The 15,579-nt window shown below is 37.0% G+C and carries 15 protein-coding genes, 1 tRNA gene and 1 riboswitch; of the genes, 4 read left to right on the top strand and 12 right to left on the bottom strand.

What is annotated here, in order from left to right; genetic code table 11:
* Positions 1–71 precede the first annotated feature (71 nt).
* Positions 72–235: riboswitch (M-box (ykoK) riboswitch) on the bottom strand.
* A gap of 49 nt (positions 236–284) precedes the next feature.
* The 3 genes from JEM49_RS06945 to trpS are packed head-to-tail and all read right to left on the bottom strand — an operon-like array spanning position 285 to position 2,405.
* Positions 285–893 carry a TPM domain-containing protein gene (locus JEM49_RS06945; protein WP_201779645.1) on the bottom strand — a complete coding sequence of 203 codons (609 nt, stop codon included), beginning with the start codon at positions 891–893 and terminating at the stop codon, positions 285–287.
* Positions 883–1,362, bottom strand: a complete 480-nt coding sequence (locus JEM49_RS06940) for a deoxycytidylate deaminase (RefSeq protein WP_087176555.1) — start codon at positions 1,360–1,362, stop codon at positions 883–885. Before JEM49_RS06940 ends, JEM49_RS06945 begins: the two co-directional genes overlap by 11 nt.
* Positions 1,363–1,382: 20 nt before the next feature.
* Positions 1,383–2,405 carry a tryptophan--tRNA ligase gene (trpS, locus tag JEM49_RS06935; RefSeq protein WP_003625567.1) on the bottom strand — a complete coding sequence of 341 codons (1,023 nt, stop codon included), beginning with the start codon at positions 2,403–2,405 and terminating at the stop codon, positions 1,383–1,385.
* Positions 2,406–2,531: 126 nt separating this feature from the next.
* On the opposite strand from trpS, the gene JEM49_RS06930 reads away from it, so the two are divergent.
* The gene (locus JEM49_RS06930; protein ID WP_201874350.1) at positions 2,532–3,131 is read left to right on the top strand and encodes an SOS response-associated peptidase family protein; all 600 of its coding nucleotides are present in this window, start codon (positions 2,532–2,534) and stop codon (positions 3,129–3,131) included.
* A 41-nt stretch (positions 3,132–3,172) separates the two neighbouring features.
* Positions 3,173–3,243, top strand: a tRNA-Gly gene (locus tag JEM49_RS06925).
* Between the two features lie 48 nt (positions 3,244–3,291).
* Here JEM49_RS06925 and JEM49_RS06920 read toward each other — a convergent pair.
* Both JEM49_RS06920 and greA read right to left on the bottom strand, forming a co-directional pair.
* Positions 3,292–3,954 (bottom strand): CPBP family intramembrane glutamic endopeptidase, encoded by a 663-nt coding sequence (locus JEM49_RS06920; protein ID WP_087176553.1) that lies wholly within the window; start codon positions 3,952–3,954, stop codon positions 3,292–3,294.
* 88 nt (positions 3,955–4,042) lie between these two features.
* Positions 4,043–4,504 carry a transcription elongation factor GreA gene (greA, locus tag JEM49_RS06915; protein ID WP_025005710.1) on the bottom strand — a complete coding sequence of 154 codons (462 nt, stop codon included), beginning with the start codon at positions 4,502–4,504 and terminating at the stop codon, positions 4,043–4,045.
* Positions 4,505–4,737: 233 nt separating this feature from the next.
* Between greA and JEM49_RS06910 the strand changes: the two genes are divergently transcribed.
* Positions 4,738–5,163: an Hsp20/alpha crystallin family protein gene (locus tag JEM49_RS06910; RefSeq protein WP_025005709.1), complete on the top strand. Its 426-nt coding sequence runs from the start codon at positions 4,738–4,740 to the stop codon at positions 5,161–5,163.
* Between the two features lie 140 nt (positions 5,164–5,303).
* Positions 5,304–6,620, top strand: coding sequence for a C1 family peptidase (locus JEM49_RS06905; protein ID WP_201874348.1), 1,317 nt, complete (start codon positions 5,304–5,306; stop codon positions 6,618–6,620).
* A gap of 75 nt (positions 6,621–6,695) precedes the next feature.
* On the opposite strand, the gene guaB is transcribed toward JEM49_RS06905, so the two are convergent.
* From guaB to JEM49_RS06870, 7 genes are all read right to left on the bottom strand, one after another.
* On the bottom strand, positions 6,696–7,838 hold the full coding sequence (gene guaB / locus JEM49_RS06900) for an IMP dehydrogenase (protein ID WP_201874347.1): 1,143 nt from the start codon (positions 7,836–7,838) through the stop codon (positions 6,696–6,698).
* Between the two features lie 107 nt (positions 7,839–7,945).
* Positions 7,946–8,887 (bottom strand): ABC transporter ATP-binding protein, encoded by a 942-nt coding sequence (locus JEM49_RS06895; protein ID WP_087176549.1) that lies wholly within the window; start codon positions 8,885–8,887, stop codon positions 7,946–7,948.
* A 21-nt stretch (positions 8,888–8,908) separates the two neighbouring features.
* Positions 8,909–9,958 (bottom strand): ABC transporter ATP-binding protein, encoded by a 1,050-nt coding sequence (locus JEM49_RS06890; protein ID WP_087235723.1) that lies wholly within the window; start codon positions 9,956–9,958, stop codon positions 8,909–8,911.
* A 13-nt stretch (positions 9,959–9,971) separates the two neighbouring features.
* Positions 9,972–11,003, bottom strand: a complete 1,032-nt coding sequence (locus JEM49_RS06885; protein WP_087235722.1) for an ABC transporter permease — start codon at positions 11,001–11,003, stop codon at positions 9,972–9,974.
* Between the two features lie 4 nt (positions 11,004–11,007).
* Positions 11,008–11,937: an oligopeptide ABC transporter permease gene (gene opp3b, locus JEM49_RS06880; protein ID WP_087176546.1), complete on the bottom strand. Its 930-nt coding sequence runs from the start codon at positions 11,935–11,937 to the stop codon at positions 11,008–11,010.
* Positions 11,938–12,079: 142 nt separating this feature from the next.
* On the bottom strand, positions 12,080–13,708 hold the full coding sequence (locus tag JEM49_RS06875; protein WP_087176736.1) for a peptide ABC transporter substrate-binding protein: 1,629 nt from the start codon (positions 13,706–13,708) through the stop codon (positions 12,080–12,082).
* A gap of 185 nt (positions 13,709–13,893) precedes the next feature.
* On the bottom strand, positions 13,894–15,513 hold the full coding sequence (locus tag JEM49_RS06870) for a peptide ABC transporter substrate-binding protein (protein WP_087235721.1): 1,620 nt from the start codon (positions 15,511–15,513) through the stop codon (positions 13,894–13,896).
* Positions 15,514–15,579 lie beyond the last annotated feature (66 nt).

Raw genomic sequence — 15,579 nt, 5'->3', positions numbered from 1 at the left:
CATTCAATAGACAAGCAAACAAAAAAGTCACCTGCTATTTCTGCAGGTGACTTGCACGCCAAACAAGGCTTTTGTCATACTCGTCGTTCAGTTTTAACACTACGTGACGTAAGCACATGCTAGCTATCTGGATCTCGCCTTAAGTCGACGACACCTATTTAACCCGTTGGCATCTCTGGATGTTTCTGGGCGATAGCGTGTGTTCACGTAGGAGTCTCACCTAACAGTTTCACTTACTATGTCTACAAAAAGTTTAAGGACTTAATTCAAATAAGTCAAGTTGCCTATTTGTGCAAATTGGAGCTATGATGTCCGAATCTTCTAAGCATATATATTATTCCCATAATTAAGAATGCTAAAGCTAATGCAATCGGCAGTGCTACTCGATGGGGATGGGAAATTTTATCCTGTTCACTTTGCGATAAATCATATTTATCAAGAGCATACTGATATTGTTGATCTACTTTAGTTGCACAGGCCCGAAAAACAAACCGCAAACCTTTGTTAAAAGTAGCATTATTATGGCTGCGAAGTCGATCTACTTCAGCGCGAAGAATATTCGATCTCGTATCAGCAGTAAAAGCTCCATGTAAGTCTTTGCTTGAAAAGATTTGCACATTGCGCTTCTTTTCTTTTTGACCTACCACAATAAAAACAGTACGTTTAGAATGATTTAACGCCTTTGGTGTTAAATTCTTGAGTTTCTTTACTGTAATTACTGCTATTTGCGGTTGCTCTTTAGTCTGCAAATAACGATTATTCTTTTCTTTAATTAAAGTCTTAGTCTCTTTGTCTAAAATATGGACATGATCTTCAATATTAGGTTGCACAAATCCTGTCATCGTCATAAAGACGGCTAACAGGCCAAATAACCAAATAAATCTAGTTTTCATCTTCTTCAAGTTTATGAGCCAAGCTTTCCACATATTTCCGATCGATTTTAATTTGCTCATATAGTACCCCGCAATCATGAAGCAACTGCATTGCTAACGGATTATCACGATAATCAAAGTAATAATTGATTTTCTTTACACCGGCTTGAAGCAAAGACTTGCAGCAATTATAACAAGGGAAATGAGTCACATATATTTCCGTATCATCAGTTGATACGCCAAATTTAGCACATTGGATTATCGCGTTCATTTCGGAATGAATAGTTCGAACACAGTGCCCATCTACCATTTGATGACCTACCTCATCACAATGTGGTTGTCCGGATACCGATCCATTATACCCCGTGCCAATAATACGATTATCTTTAACCAAAACACTACCAACTAGAGCTCTGTTGCAGGTGGAGCGCTGAGCTATCACTAGTGCCTGCATCATGAAATATTGTTTCCAAGGAATTCGATCGTGCATGAACTTACCTCTGTTTATTCTTATCTATTCTTAAAGTAGTTCAAACCAATAGCATCACGAACTTGTTCTAAAGTTTCATTAGCTACTGTATTTGCCTTCTTTGAACCTTCTAAAAGCATTTCATAAATTGCATCTTCATCTTGAGCGTACTTTTCACGGCGTTCACGAATAGGTGCAAGTTCTGCTTCAAGTACTTTGTTTAAGTAACGTTTAATTTTAACATCGCCTAACCCGCCTTTTTGGTATTCTGCCTTAAGTTCTGCTACCTTATCCTTATCTGGATCAAAGACATCAAGGTAAGTAAAGACAGTGTTGCCTTCAACCTTACCTGGATCTTCAACGTGAATATGATTTGGATCGGTGTACATTGACATAACTTTCTTTTGAACGGTCTTAGCATCATCTGACAAATAAATGCAGTTACCAAGTGATTTAGACATCTTAGCATTACCATCAAGACCTGGAAGACGACCAGAACCCTTTGGTGGGAAGTAGCCCTTTGGTTCAACCAAAATATCAGTGTTGTAAACACGGTTAAAGGTTCTTACAATCTCACGAGTTTGTTCAAGCATTGGTTCTTGGTCATCTCCAACAGGAACGATAGTAGCCTTAAAAGCAGTAATATCTGCAGCTTGAGAAACTGGGTAATTTAAGAAGCCAACTGGGATTGAATCTTTGAAATCCTTTTGCTTAATTTCAGTCTTAACAGTTGGGTTTCTTTCAAGACGTGCTACAGTTACTAAGTCCATGTAGTAAGAAGTTAATTCAAACAAAGCTGGAATTTGTGATTGAACATAAATTGTTGATTTACTTGGATCAATGCCTACAGCTAAGTAGTCTAATGCTACTTGAATTAAACTGTTACGAATCTTTTCTGGGTTACGAGCATTATCTGTCAACGCTTGAGTATCAGCAATCATGATATAAGGATCGTACTTGCCAGAATTTTGCAATTTTACTCTATTTTTAAGTGAGCCAATATAGTGACCAATGTGAAGTTTGCCAGTTGGACGATCACCGGTTAATAAAATTTCTTTTGCCATAACTTCTACTCTTTTCTAATTTTATTTTATACTCTTTGCTTTTTTATTTTATTTCTTATGTTAATGACCTAATTTTAACAAAATTTAAGCTATGATTAAACTATCACCAATGAAAGGAAACAAGACATGTGTAATCACTTTCGGATACCCGATTTAATGCAAATAAAAAAATATCTGACTGAAGACCTCGCTTTACCATTAACCGATCCAAAAATCGAAATAAAGCAACAAGATATTTTTCCAAATCAAACTGCGCCAGTCTTGCTCTATCAAGACAATAAATTGCAGCTCGTCAATAAAAACTGGGGCTATCCTAGTCCAGTAGATTCCAAAAAGCCGATGTTTAACGCCAGAATAGAGCGTTTTTATGAAAATAAGCCTTCTATGTGGGATCGTTCTTTTGCTAGACAACGCTGTTTAATTTTAAGTAGCGATTTTTTTGAATATGCTAAAACTACATACCAAGGAGCTAATGGCAAAAAATATCATGAACGCTACCGCTTTAAAACGGCTAATCCCATCACATTAATTGCAGGGATTTATGATCAAAATAATTTTTCTATGGTTACTACCGCTCCTAATAAAGACATAGCTCCCATTCATAACCGCATGCCACTAATCATTGATCCTGGCGAACTGCGTAGATGGCTTTTTCAAAACTTTACCAGTTTGGTTGATCGCAGCAATATTGACCTAAAAATACAAAAAGAGCCACATCAAAAATAATTGGTTTATTAATTAAAAGCATGATAGAATAAAGAAGTATTGCGGGTATAGTTAAATGGTAGAACGACAGCTTCCCAAGCTGTAGATGCGGGTTCGATTCACGCTATCCGCTTTTTTGTACAAAAAAAACGGATGAGATTTTTTCTCATCCGTTTATTTTTTACGCCATGATAACGGTTAAAACGCCACTAATGATAGCCAAATAAATCGGCATCCAGAGCGTTTGTGTATAAAGATAACTCCAGGCAAATAGCCCGCCATAGATAATCTCAATCACAACCAACAAAAGTGAACTTTGAAAGTTTAACAAACTAAAAATAATTCCTGAAACAATAATTCCTGTTACTGCAACTTGAGTAGTACTTCTGCGAAAAGCATAATTAAACAAAAATCCTGTTGCAAGGAATTCTTGCAGAATTGGTAAGATAATTCCTTGTACTAAGATCAAAAACCAAAACATGTCAACTGATTCATTTTTTAAATAAATCAATTGAAAGTCATAATGTGGAATCTTTTCATATGCTTGTAAATACGATATAAGAATTCGAGTAGCCGTGATTGCCAAAGTAAGCAACATTACCGTAGAAAAACTGCCTAGCCATGGTAATTTAAAATCTCGAGCAAAAAAACGTTGTTCGCGATTAAAGCGATAAACATAAAATAATAAAATCATTGCTGCAACAAGGCAAAACAAAATCAAATCCCAAACATGCAATGGCGTCTTCCTAGTCACTAGCTTAACGACTGCAAAGACGATAACATACCCTACCAGGTACACTGCATAGCGGATAACGTTTCCCTCTCTCGATTCTGGCGTATTCAAAATTTTCACTCCTACTCTGGATTGTATCCTACAAAATCAATATTATACCAAAAAAATACAGTTTATTAAATACAGATAGGGCGTCCGCTTACTTCACTTCTACAATAGTCACCTTATATTCTCCAGCTGGGGCTTCGACTGTGGCAACGATACCTGCCTCTTGCTTCATAATTGCTTGACCTAAAGGTGAATCAAAGGAGATTTTGCCATCGGCCAAATCCGCCTCCATCCGTCCGACAATCTTATATTCTTCTGTTTCATCATCGTCATCAAATTTAAGAACTACGGTCTTACCCAAATCTACTTTGCCATCATCCTTAGTTTCGACAATTTCTGCGTACTTTAATTGCTTACCTAAATAACGCAGACGACTCTGCAAGTGTCCAAGGTCCCTTTTAGCCTCTGTATATTCAGTATTTTCTGATAAATCGCCTAGAGCTCGCGCAGCTTGTAAAATCTTTATTCTGCGAGGACGATCTTTCTTTAAACGTGCAATTTCATCTTCAATTTGTTTATAGCCTTCTGGCGTCATTTTTTGAAAATATACCATGATTTAACACCTTATCAATTCGTTCATTCATTTTTCTTTTTAATTATACAAAAGTTATCCACAAGTGTTAAACGTTGATTTACTAAAGTTTTTATTCATAAATTAGCACTATATACTTTCAAGTGCTAAATAGTTTAATTTATTTTGAAACTGACTACAATAATCAGTGTAAGGAAAAAGAACGAGTCCTTACGAATTAAAGAGCAAATAAAAATTGAAAGGAAGTTTTCAATATGGCAAACGATATGATGAATCGTCGCAATGATATGATGGATGCAATGAACGACTGGTTTGGTTTTCCAAGAAACTTCTTTGATGACACTGAAATTGAAAACATCATGCAATCAGATGTTGCCGAAACAGACAAAGACTATACCGTTAAGATCGATATGCCTGGTATGAACAAAGAGGACATCAACGTTAACTACAAAGATGGTCTTTTAACAGTTGCTGGCAGCAGAAAATCATTTAAGGATACAAGTGACAAGGATAAGAACATTATTCATAAAGAAAGAAGCGAAGGTCGCATTTCAAGAAGCTATAGATTACCAAATATAGTTGCAAGTGAGATCCATGCAAAGTATGATAATGGTGTATTGACTATCATCTTGCCAAAGCAAAATGCTGGTGATGATAGCAATTCTATCCATATTGATTAATTTATTAGATTAAGCAAGAGGTCTAATAAGTTACGGATATAATTCTCTGAAGCGAGTTCATGATTGAACCCGCTTTTATTTTGGCTTAAAATAGACTTAATTTAAGAAAAAATTAAAAATGAGAAAAGGAGATTTTTTTAATGGCTCATGAATTAACTGTGCAGGAACTGGAAAAGTTTTCTGCCGATTTTAATAAAAATCCTAAAAACGAAGTCGTTGCTCGTGCTGCTCAACGTAGCGGTGTACTTGAAGCTTCTTACAATGACCGCGTTCAAAGCGAATTAACCCGCGTTTTTTCAACTGAACTTGATACTGATAATGTTACCAACCAAAAGCACTCAGGTCGTTGCTGGTTATTTGCCACATTAAACGTTTTACGTCATGAATTCGGCAAGAAATACAAGGCAAAGGATTTTACTTTCTCACAAGCTTACAACTTCTTCTGGGACAAGATTGAACGTGCCAACATGTTCTACAACCGTATTTTGGACAGTGCTGACATGCCACTTGATTCTCGCCAAGTTAAAAGTGATTTAGACTTTGCTGGTGCAGATGGTGGTCAATTCCAAATGGCTGCTGCATTAGTTGAAAAATACGGTGTTGTTCCTTCATACGCTATGCCTGAAACTTTCAACACTAACGATACTACTGGCTTTGCGACTGCATTAGGCGACAAGCTTAAGAAGGATGCTTTATTTCTTAGAAAATTAAAGCAAGAAGGCAAAGATGACGAAATCAAGAAGACTCGTGAAAAATTCTTAAGTGAAGTTTACCAAATGACTGCCATTGCTGTTGGTGAGCCACCTAAGAAATTTGATCTTGAATATCGCGATGACGATAAGAAGTATCACTTAGAAAAAGACCTTACTCCACTTGAATTCTTACACAAGTACTTAGGCGACGTTGATTTTGATGACTACGTTGTTTTAACTAACGCTCCAGATCACGAATATGGCAAGCTTTATGGTTTACCAGCAGAAGACAACGTTTCTGGTTCACTCAGAATTAAGCTTTTGAACGTGCCAATGGAATACTTGACCGCTGCTTCAATTGCCCAATTAAAGGATGGTGAAGCTGTTTGGTTTGGTAACGATGTTCTTCGTCAAATGGACCGCAAGACTGGTTACCTTGACACTAACCTTTACAAATTAGACGACTTATTCGGCGTTGATCTTAAGATGTCAAAGGCTGACAGATTAAAGACCGGTGTCGGCGAAGTTTCTCACGCCATGACTTTAGTTGGTGTTGATGAAGACAATGGTGAAGTTCGTCAATGGAAAGTTGAAAACTCATGGGGCGACAAGTCCGGTGCTAAGGGTTACTATGTAATGAACAATGAATGGTTCAACGATTACGTTTACGAAGTTGTTGTTCACAAGAAGTATTTGACTGACAAGCAAAAGGAACTTGCTGAAGGCCCAATCACTGATCTTCCCGCATGGGACTCACTTGCTTAATTATTTAAGATAAACGAAAAAGACTTAATCTAGCAGCAAATGTCTAGATTAAGTCTTTTTTTAATCCTTTTTCTTCTACTTATAATTTGGAGCAGCCTTAGTCATTTGAACATCATGTGGATGTGATTCACGCAAACCTGCATTAGTGATTTGAACAAATTGTGCCTTTTCAATCAACTCAGGAATATTTGCGGCACCACAGTAACCCATACCAGAGCGAAGTCCCCCATCAATTTGGAAGACTACATCACTCACGTCGCCCTTGTACTCTACACGAGCTTCAACACCTTCCGGCACCAATTTATTAGCTTCGTTAACGCCGCCTTGGAAGTAACGGTCACTTGAACCATGAGCTTGAGCCATCGCACCAACAGAGCCCATACCACGGTAACGCTTAAACTTCTTGCCATTTTCTTCAAAAATATCACCAGGTGCTTCAGTTGTTCCTGAAATCATACTACCGAGCATGACGGCATTACCACCTGCTGCTAAAGCCTTAACTACATCCCCAGAATATTTAATACCACCATCGGCAATGATTGGCTTGTGGTACTCACGTGCAGCTGAAGCAGCATCATAAATAGCAGTAATTTGTGGTACACCAACACCGGCAACGATTCTAGTAGTACAAATTGAACCAGGTCCAATACCTACCTTAACTACGTCAACGCCAGCGTCGAACAATGCACGAGTGGCATCCCCAGTTGCCACATTACCGGCAATTAAAGTTTGCTTTGGAAAATGTTCACGGAATTCTTTAATCTTACGCAAAACACCTGCTGAGTGACCATGAGCAGTATCAATAACGATTGCATCGGCACCAGCTTCAAGAAGTGCTTCTGCTCTTTCAAAAGTATCACTAGTTACACCAACAGCTGCGGCACAAAGCAATCTATTTTGATCATCGACTGCAGCCTTAGTCGCATTGCTTGGTACGACTACGCTCTTCACATTGGCTACTTCGCCAGCTTGAGCTTGAATTGACATGTTCTTGTGTACTACACCAAGTCCACCTTGAAGAGCCATAGCGATTGCCATTGCGCCTTCAGTAACAGTATCCATTCCTGCACTGATCAATGGAATATTTAATTTGATATTATCGGCAAGCTTAGTGCTTAAATCAACTTCATTTGGCAAAACGTGACTTTCTGCCGGAATTAATAAAACATCATCAAAAGTTAAACCTTTTTTGGCAAATTTGGTATCCCAGTTAGACATATGACTCTCCTTTTCTCATTCAAAAAATTATTAGCTCTACTTTACTAGCACCCTTACCAAATTTCAAGAAATATATCAAAAAATCCATCCTTCAAGGATGGATTTGCTTATTCATAGCTAGCAGCAACATTTTGATAATGAGCAACTTCATCATCACTGCAACGCACAAAATGTCCAGGACGGATTTCATGCATGGTACGTTCTTTACCATCGCCCTCTTCTTTTTGTACATCATAGTCTATACGCTTACGATTTCGTTCAATTTCTGGATCAGGCACTGGAACTGCCGAAATCAAACTCTTAGTATAGTCATGCAACGGACGATCATAAACATCATCGGCTGGTCCTACTTCGAGTAACTTACCAAAGTGCATAACACCAATGCGGTCAGAAATAAATTTAACCATTGATAAGTCATGCGCAATAAATAAGTAAGTTAGCCCATGCTTTTTCTGCAATTCTATCATCAAGTTAACAACTTGCGCTTGAATCGAAACATCTAACGCCGAAATAGGTTCATCTGCAACGATAAATTTAGGTTCTACTGCCAATGCACGTGCAATTCCGATTCTTTGACGCTGCCCACCAGAAAATTCGTGAGGGAAACGACTAGCATGATTCTTATTCAAGCCAACCGTTTCAAGTAATTCTTCTACTCTCTGACGACGTTCTTCTTTTGATTTAACTAAATGGTGAATGTCCAAACCTTCCGCAATAATATCCTCTACTGTCATTCTAGGATTTAATGATGCATATGGATCTTGGAAAATCATCTGTGCATCACGCCGAAATTTCAATTTATCTTCACGTTTCTTCAGATTTTCAATGTTTTTTCCCTCAAAGATAACCTCACCAGCAGTTGGTTGATAAAGCTGTAAAATTGAACGGCCAGTCGTAGTTTTACCTGAACCTGATTCACCTACTAAACCGAAGGTTTCTCCTTTATGGATATCAAAACTCACATCATCTACAGCTTTAGTGATTGTACGTCCATTTTTGAAGTATTGCTTTAAATGCTTTACTTGCAAAATCTTTTCTTTTTCTGACATATAAATCTCCTCTCGCTGTTGCTAGTTTTGTACCTTATTTTCTTCTTGCATCAATTCAAATTTCTTCCAACGTCTTTGAATTTCAGCCGGTGGTTCTACTTTAGGTGCTCCTGGTGCAAGTAACCAAGTAGCCGCATAATGTGTATCTGATACTTTGAAAAATGGTGGTTTACGCTCAATATCAATTTTCATTGCATACTTGTTTCTTGGTGCAAACGGATCACCCTTAGGTGGATCAAGTAAATCTGGGGGTGTACCCGGAATTGATTCCAAAGTATCGCTTTCTAAAGTTGGCATTGAATTAATCAATCCCCAGGTATATGGGTGTTGCGGATTATAGAAAATATCATCTACTGTACCATATTCCATAAATTCACCAGCATACATTACTGCCACTCGATCAGCCATCCCAGCAACAACACCCAAATCGTGAGTAATAAAGATAATTGAAGTCTTAACTCTTTTTTGTAAACTCTTCATTAAATCCAAAATTTCTGCTTGAACTGTTACATCTAACGCAGTAGTTGGTTCATCTGCTAATAAAATTTCTGGCTCACAAATTAAAGCAATTGCAATCACAATTCTTTGTCGCATACCACCAGAGAATTGATGAGGGTATTCATTAATTCTCTCTTCGGCATTAGGAATACCAACAGCTTTCATCATTTCCAAAGCCTTAGCCCAAGCTTCTTTTTTTGAAACGCCTTTATGCTTAATCAAAGGTTCAGCAATTTGTTGACCAATCTTCATGGTTGGATCCAGTGAAGTCATTGGATCTTGGAAAATCATGGCAATTTCATTACCACGAATTTTTTGCCATTCTTTTTCAGAAATATCCAATAAATTTTTACCGTGAAAATTTATTTCTCCACCCATAATTTGAGCATTACGAGCAAGAAGTCCAATAATTGAACGAGTAGTAACAGATTTTCCTGAACCTGATTCACCAACAATTGCCAAGGTTTCTCCCTCATTCAAATGAAAGGAGACATCACGAATTGCCTTTACTTCACCTGCATAAGTGTGAAAATCAATTTTCAAATTTTTAACATCCAAAATTTTCTTTGGCATTTAGTTTTGCCTCCTATCTTTGTCCTTTAGGGTCAAATGCATCACGCAAGCCATCACCAAGTAAGTTAAATGCAATCATCAAGATACATAAAACAATTGCTGGATACCACATCTGATATGGTAAGAATTGGAAGTTCTTTTGGCCTTCATTCAGAAGCACACCAAGTGAGGTTTCCGGTGCAGTGATACCAATACCAATAAAACTTAGGAATGCTTCAAAGAAGATTGCACTTGGGATAGTATACATGGTTTGAATAATGATTAAACTTGATAAATTAGGAACAAGATGCTTCCATGCAATTTTCCAACCTGATTCACCTAATGACTGTGCTGCCAAAACATATTCTTCATTTTTCAAACTCAATGTTTCTGCACGAATTTGCCGGGCCATTGTCGTCCAACTTGAAATAGCAATTGCTAAAATAATTGAAGTAATACCTGGTTTTAAAACAACCAACATTAGAACCACAATAATTAAGTTAGGAACGGAAGAAATAATTTCGATAATCCGTTGCATAACGTTATCGACTCCTCCGCCTTTCCAACCAGAAATTATTCCATACATAACCCCGATCGTTAAATCAAAGAAAGCAGCTACTAAAGCAACAATTAAAGAAATTTTTGTACCATAAATAATTCTTTGACCTAATGAACGACCTAAGTAGTCAGTTCCTGCTATGAAATACTTATCCTTAGGAACATTATTTTGAGCATAGGCATCAACCCATTGGCCATTTTGCTTAATTTTACCGTTAAGACCATTAATAGCGCTCAATCCCGGAACTTTAGCAGGTAAATTAGCGTACTGCGGATGTGATTTTACCAATGTAGATTTATTAATAAATGGCGTTGAACCAAAAGCAACTATAACCATAAAAATAATAACGATTGCAGAGATTACAGCTGCTTTTCTTTGTTTGAATCTTATCCAAACATTTTGACTAAATGAAAGTGCAGGCCCAGCAATTTTTTCACTATCTTGAGCTTGTCCTTTTGGTAAAGGTTCAAAAGCATCTGGACTAAGTTTTAAATCTTTTTCATCCATATCTCTAAGCCTCACTTCCTGCTAATCTAATTCGTGGATCGATTAATCCGTAAACAATATCAGTGATTAAAAGAACAATTACTAGACCAATACAGTAGACCATTGTAATACCCATGATTGTTGGATAGTCATTAGTCAAAATTGACTTAACGAATTGTTCACCAATTCCAGGGATATTGAAAATATTTTCAATAACCATTGAACCAGTCATCAACGCTACAGCATAAGGTCCAATCAAAGTCACTAATGGAATTACTGAGTTACGCATTGCGTGCTTTCTAATAACTTCCATTCTACTTAACCCTTTTGCCTTACCTAATTCAATGTAGTCACTACTCAAAGTATCAACCATGCTAGTTCTAATAAATCGAGCCGTTTCAGCAAGCGGACCTACAGCTAAAGCAATAGTTGGCAAGATGGTTTGAGAAAATTGACCCCAACCAGCGATCGGGAACCATCCCAGTTTTAAACCAATGTAATATTGAAGAAGAACTGCTAAAACAAAGTTAGGAACAGATTTACCAATAATTGAAAAAACAGTTGCAGTAGAATCAGCCCAAGTACCTTGTTTCATGGCTGCAATTGCACCAACGATAACGCCGAGCACAACACCAAGAATCAATGCTTGAAGACCTAATTGAACTGAAGCACCGAGACGAGCACCAATTAATGATGAGACAGGTTGATTACTGTATTGGAAACTTGTTCCAAAATCACCGTGCAGCATACCGACAATATAAATCAAGTATTGTTGCCATACTGGTTTATTCAAACCATATTGTTGGTCCATGATATGTCTTTGCGTCATCGTCATCTTTGCTTCATTGGCATACGGTGATCCTGGCATCAATTTCATTAAGAAAAAGGTTACCGTTGCTACAATAAACAAAGTGAGGATCATATATAAAATACGCTTTATTAAGTATCTAGCCATATTTGCAGCTCCTTACTTTTTATTTAATCTTCACATTATTTTTTAATGTTAGTTTCTATTATAGCAAAACACAAAAAAATATCTAGTCATAATTAAAAAAATAAGATAAAATCGCATTTTCTCTTATTTTTTTAATTAATATTTATTTTTCAACATATGCATACTTAAAGTTATAATTAGCACCTGCACCGTTGTAAACAACATTTTTAACCGTTGGTCGAACCATCCAAGCTTCGGCAGGTTGATACAAAGGTACTACTCCCTGTTCTGTTAACAATACACGTTCAGCCTTAGCTAAATCTTCAAAACGATCATCCATATTACCAGTAGTCTTTGAAGCGGCAACATACTTATCGTAATCTTTATTAGCCCACTTACTCCAATTATATGATGCATTTGTAGTATTCAAATCAAGGAAAGAAATTGGATCAGTAAAGTCCGCTTGCCAACCCATGAGCAAAGCATCAAAATTACCACTTTGGCCACGTACTAATGCAGTCTTCTTAGGTAAGCTGTTAACTTTAACACTGACTCCCTTCAAATTAGATTCAATAGTACTTTGCAAATATTCCCCAGCCTTTTTAGCATCATCATCGTCATAAGTTAGCAAAGTAAAGTTAACTTTACTTTGACCTAAAGCCTTTTGTGCCTTCTTCCAATAATTTTTAGCTAACGCAGGATTATATGTCATTACCTTATCTGTTTCAGCTGTTTTAACTAAAGCCGTATAATCTTTACCATTAAATTCAGTCATGTTAGCTGGTGAAAAAGTAGTTACTGGCTTATTGGCCCCACCTACTGAGGAAGCTAAAGCTTTACGATTGATTGATAACGAAAGTGCTCTACGGAAATCTGCATTCTTAAAAAGTCTATTTTTCTCATTTAATTGCAAATATTGAGTAGATGAAGCTGGTCTAATAGTATAGCCTGATTGATGTTTCAATTGCTTTGTAGCCTGTGGTGCCAACAAAGCGGCATCCAACTTACCTGATTGATACAGGTTATAGTCAGTTGATGGCGTTTTTTGAACGCTGTAATTAATAGTACTTAGCTTAACCTTATTCTTATCCCAATAATTATTATTCTTAACTAACTTCCAAGATAAATTAGAGCCTGTCCAACCCTTTGAAACAAATGGACCATTGTAAACCATAGTTTTTGAGGAAGTACCATAGTTCTTACCATACTTTTCAACAGCATGCTTATTTTGTGGGAAGAAAACACCAAATCCCATTAACAGCTTAAAATACGGGATTCTTCTATCTAAAGTAACAGTTAAATGTTGATCATCATCAGCTTTAACACCAAGTGTATCAGCCTTTTTCTTACCCGCTACTACGGCATCTGCATTCTTTACACCTGAAAAAAGATATGCATATTGTGATGCTGTTTTTGGATCAACGGTCCTGCGCCAAGAATAAACAAAATCTTTAGCAGTCACGGGATCTCCATTGGACCATTTAGTATTTTTTCTTAAAGTAAAATGCCAGGTCTTACCGTCTTTTGAAACTTCAGTCTTAGTTGCTAAAGCGTTTTCTACCTTAGAATTTTTACCTAAACGGTATAATCCTTCCATGGAATTGCTAATTTGATCCATGCTAGTAGCATCGGTTACCTTTGATAAATCTAAAGTTTGTAGTTCTGATTTAGTCATCCAATTTAAAGTTTGTTTAGTTCCAGTTGAAGAGTCCTTATTAGAACACGCTGCTAGAGTTGCAGCAGATACTACTGTTAACATACTTGCACTTAAATACTTTTTCCATTTTTTCATTTTTATTCCTCATTATTTTCATACACAAAAGGAGCAACCGCCTACTTGCAGTTGCTCCTTTTAATTAAAATCCATTTATCGCCTACAAAATTATTCCAAGCACTGCAACTGAAGTTAAGTATTGAGTTGTAAGGTTAAAATAACAATTGAAATTGATAACATGAATTTTCTCCTTAATTTAATTACTAATTACCGGAAACATAAGCTCCCTTAAAGTTGTAGTTAGCACCAGCTGCATTGTACACAATGCCCTTAACTGATGGACGTACTAACCAAGCAGTAGTTTGGTAGTAAAGTGGCGTGATACCTTGATCCTTAAGCAAGATCTTTTCTGCCTTAACTAAATCGCTGAAGCGGCTTTCATCGTTAGTTGCAGTCTTAGAGCTGGCAATTAACTTGTCGTATTCACCGTTAGCCCACTTACCAGTGTTTTGTGCATTCTTTGAAGTGAACAAATCATCAAATGAAATTGGATCTGCGAAGTCAGCGCCCCAACCAGTAACAACAATATCAAAGTTACCAGCAGTTGAACGACTCAAACGAGTCTTGAATGGTAAGTTTTGAACACTAACTTTGGCACCCTTTAAATTTTCTTCAATTTGACTTTGAAGAGTTTCAGTGGTCTTTTGAGCAGCATCAGTATCATCTGACAAGATAGTGAATGAAACGCTCTTAGTGCCTAATTCCTTAAGGGCTTGAGCAAATAACTTCTTAGCTTTAGCTGGGTTGTATTGACTGTAATCAGTATCCTTGGTCTTATCAGCAAAGTCTTGACCTTCAACCTTAGTCAAACCAGCTGCAGTTAATGAACTTGCAGGCTTGTTAGCACCACCTAAAGCATTAGTTAAAGCTTTACGGTTAATTGCAAGTGAAATTGCACGACGCAAGTTAGCATTCTTTAAGAACTTATTCTTTTGATTGTATTGTAAGTAGAAAGTACTTGAACCTGGACGAAGAGTGAAGCCATTTTGATGCTTTAAATTCTTAGTTTGTTGCGCATCAAGACTTACTGCATCAATCTTATTTGATTGGTATAAGTTGTAAGCAGTTGATGGTGTCTTTTGCACGCTGTAGTGAATTGTGTCTAACTTAACAGCATTCTTATCCCAGTAGTTGTTGTTCTTCTTCAAGTTCCATGAAAGGTTAGAACCTGTCCAGCCAGTTTGCTTGAATGGACCGTTGTAAACCATGTACTTAGAAGCAGTACCGTACTTAGAACCATACTTTTCAACAGCCTTTTCTTGTTGTGGGAAGAATAATGGGAATCCCATCAAAAGCTTGAAGTATGGAATACGCTTATCAAGGCTAACAACTAACTTGTTGTTACCTTCTGCCTTAATACCTAAAGTGTTAACTGCTGCCTTACCTTTAGAAATCTTGTCGGCATTGTGAATACCTTCGAACAAGTATGCATATTGTGAAGCAGTCTTAGGGTTAACAGTTCTACGCCATGAATAAACGAAGTCCTTAGCAGTTAATGGAGTACCATCTGACCACTTAGAGTTACGTAAAGTGAAAGTCCAAGTCTTACCATCTTTACTTACTTGAGTCTTTGATGCCAAACCATTTTCAACCTTAGAGTTTTCACCTAAACGATAAATACCTTCCAAAACATTGTTCAATTGGTTAAAACTAGTAACATCAGTTGCTTTTGACAAGTCCATGGTAGGAATTTCTGCGCTTTCCTCCCAATTAAGAGTCTTCTTAGCTGAAGAAGATGAGTTACTCTTTGAACCACAAGCTGCTAAAGTTGCAGCTGAAACTAAAACTGTAGCTCCTGCCGCAAATAATTTTGCAAATTTCATACAATTAACCCCTCTCAATTATGAGATTTTTAATAATTCTTTTTAACTTGATTAAGAGTATACTCA

The organism is Lactobacillus sp. A27 (genome assembly GCF_016742815.1).
GTDB lineage: Bacteria > Bacillota > Bacilli > Lactobacillales > Lactobacillaceae > Lactobacillus > Lactobacillus gallinarum.
This window is presented reverse-complemented; position numbering and strand designations above follow the sequence as displayed.

Coding starts and splice junctions, on each gene's coding strand:
- JEM49_RS06945 (WP_201779645.1), bottom strand. CDS start 893: ATGAAAACTAGATTTATTTGGTTATTTGGCCTGTTAGCCGTCTTTATG.
- JEM49_RS06940 (WP_087176555.1), bottom strand. CDS start 1,362: ATGCACGATCGAATTCCTTGGAAACAATATTTCATGATGCAGGCACTA.
- trpS (WP_003625567.1), bottom strand. CDS start 2,405: ATGGCAAAAGAAATTTTATTAACCGGTGATCGTCCAACTGGCAAACTT.
- JEM49_RS06930 (WP_201874350.1), top strand. CDS start 2,532: ATGTGTAATCACTTTCGGATACCCGATTTAATGCAAATAAAAAAATAT.
- greA (WP_025005710.1), bottom strand. CDS start 4,504: ATGGTATATTTTCAAAAAATGACGCCAGAAGGCTATAAACAAATTGAA.
- JEM49_RS06910 (WP_025005709.1), top strand. CDS start 4,738: ATGGCAAACGATATGATGAATCGTCGCAATGATATGATGGATGCAATG.
- JEM49_RS06905 (WP_201874348.1), top strand. CDS start 5,304: ATGGCTCATGAATTAACTGTGCAGGAACTGGAAAAGTTTTCTGCCGAT.
- guaB (WP_201874347.1), bottom strand. CDS start 7,838: ATGTCTAACTGGGATACCAAATTTGCCAAAAAAGGTTTAACTTTTGAT.
- JEM49_RS06895 (WP_087176549.1), bottom strand. CDS start 8,887: ATGTCAGAAAAAGAAAAGATTTTGCAAGTAAAGCATTTAAAGCAATAC.
- JEM49_RS06890 (WP_087235723.1), bottom strand. CDS start 9,958: ATGCCAAAGAAAATTTTGGATGTTAAAAATTTGAAAATTGATTTTCAC.
- JEM49_RS06885 (WP_087235722.1), bottom strand. CDS start 11,003: ATGGATGAAAAAGATTTAAAACTTAGTCCAGATGCTTTTGAACCTTTA.
- opp3b (WP_087176546.1), bottom strand. CDS start 11,937: ATGGCTAGATACTTAATAAAGCGTATTTTATATATGATCCTCACTTTG.
- JEM49_RS06875 (WP_087176736.1), bottom strand. CDS start 13,708: ATGAAAAAATGGAAAAAGTATTTAAGTGCAAGTATGTTAACAGTAGTA.
- JEM49_RS06870 (WP_087235721.1), bottom strand. CDS start 15,513: ATGAAATTTGCAAAATTATTTGCGGCAGGAGCTACAGTTTTAGTTTCA.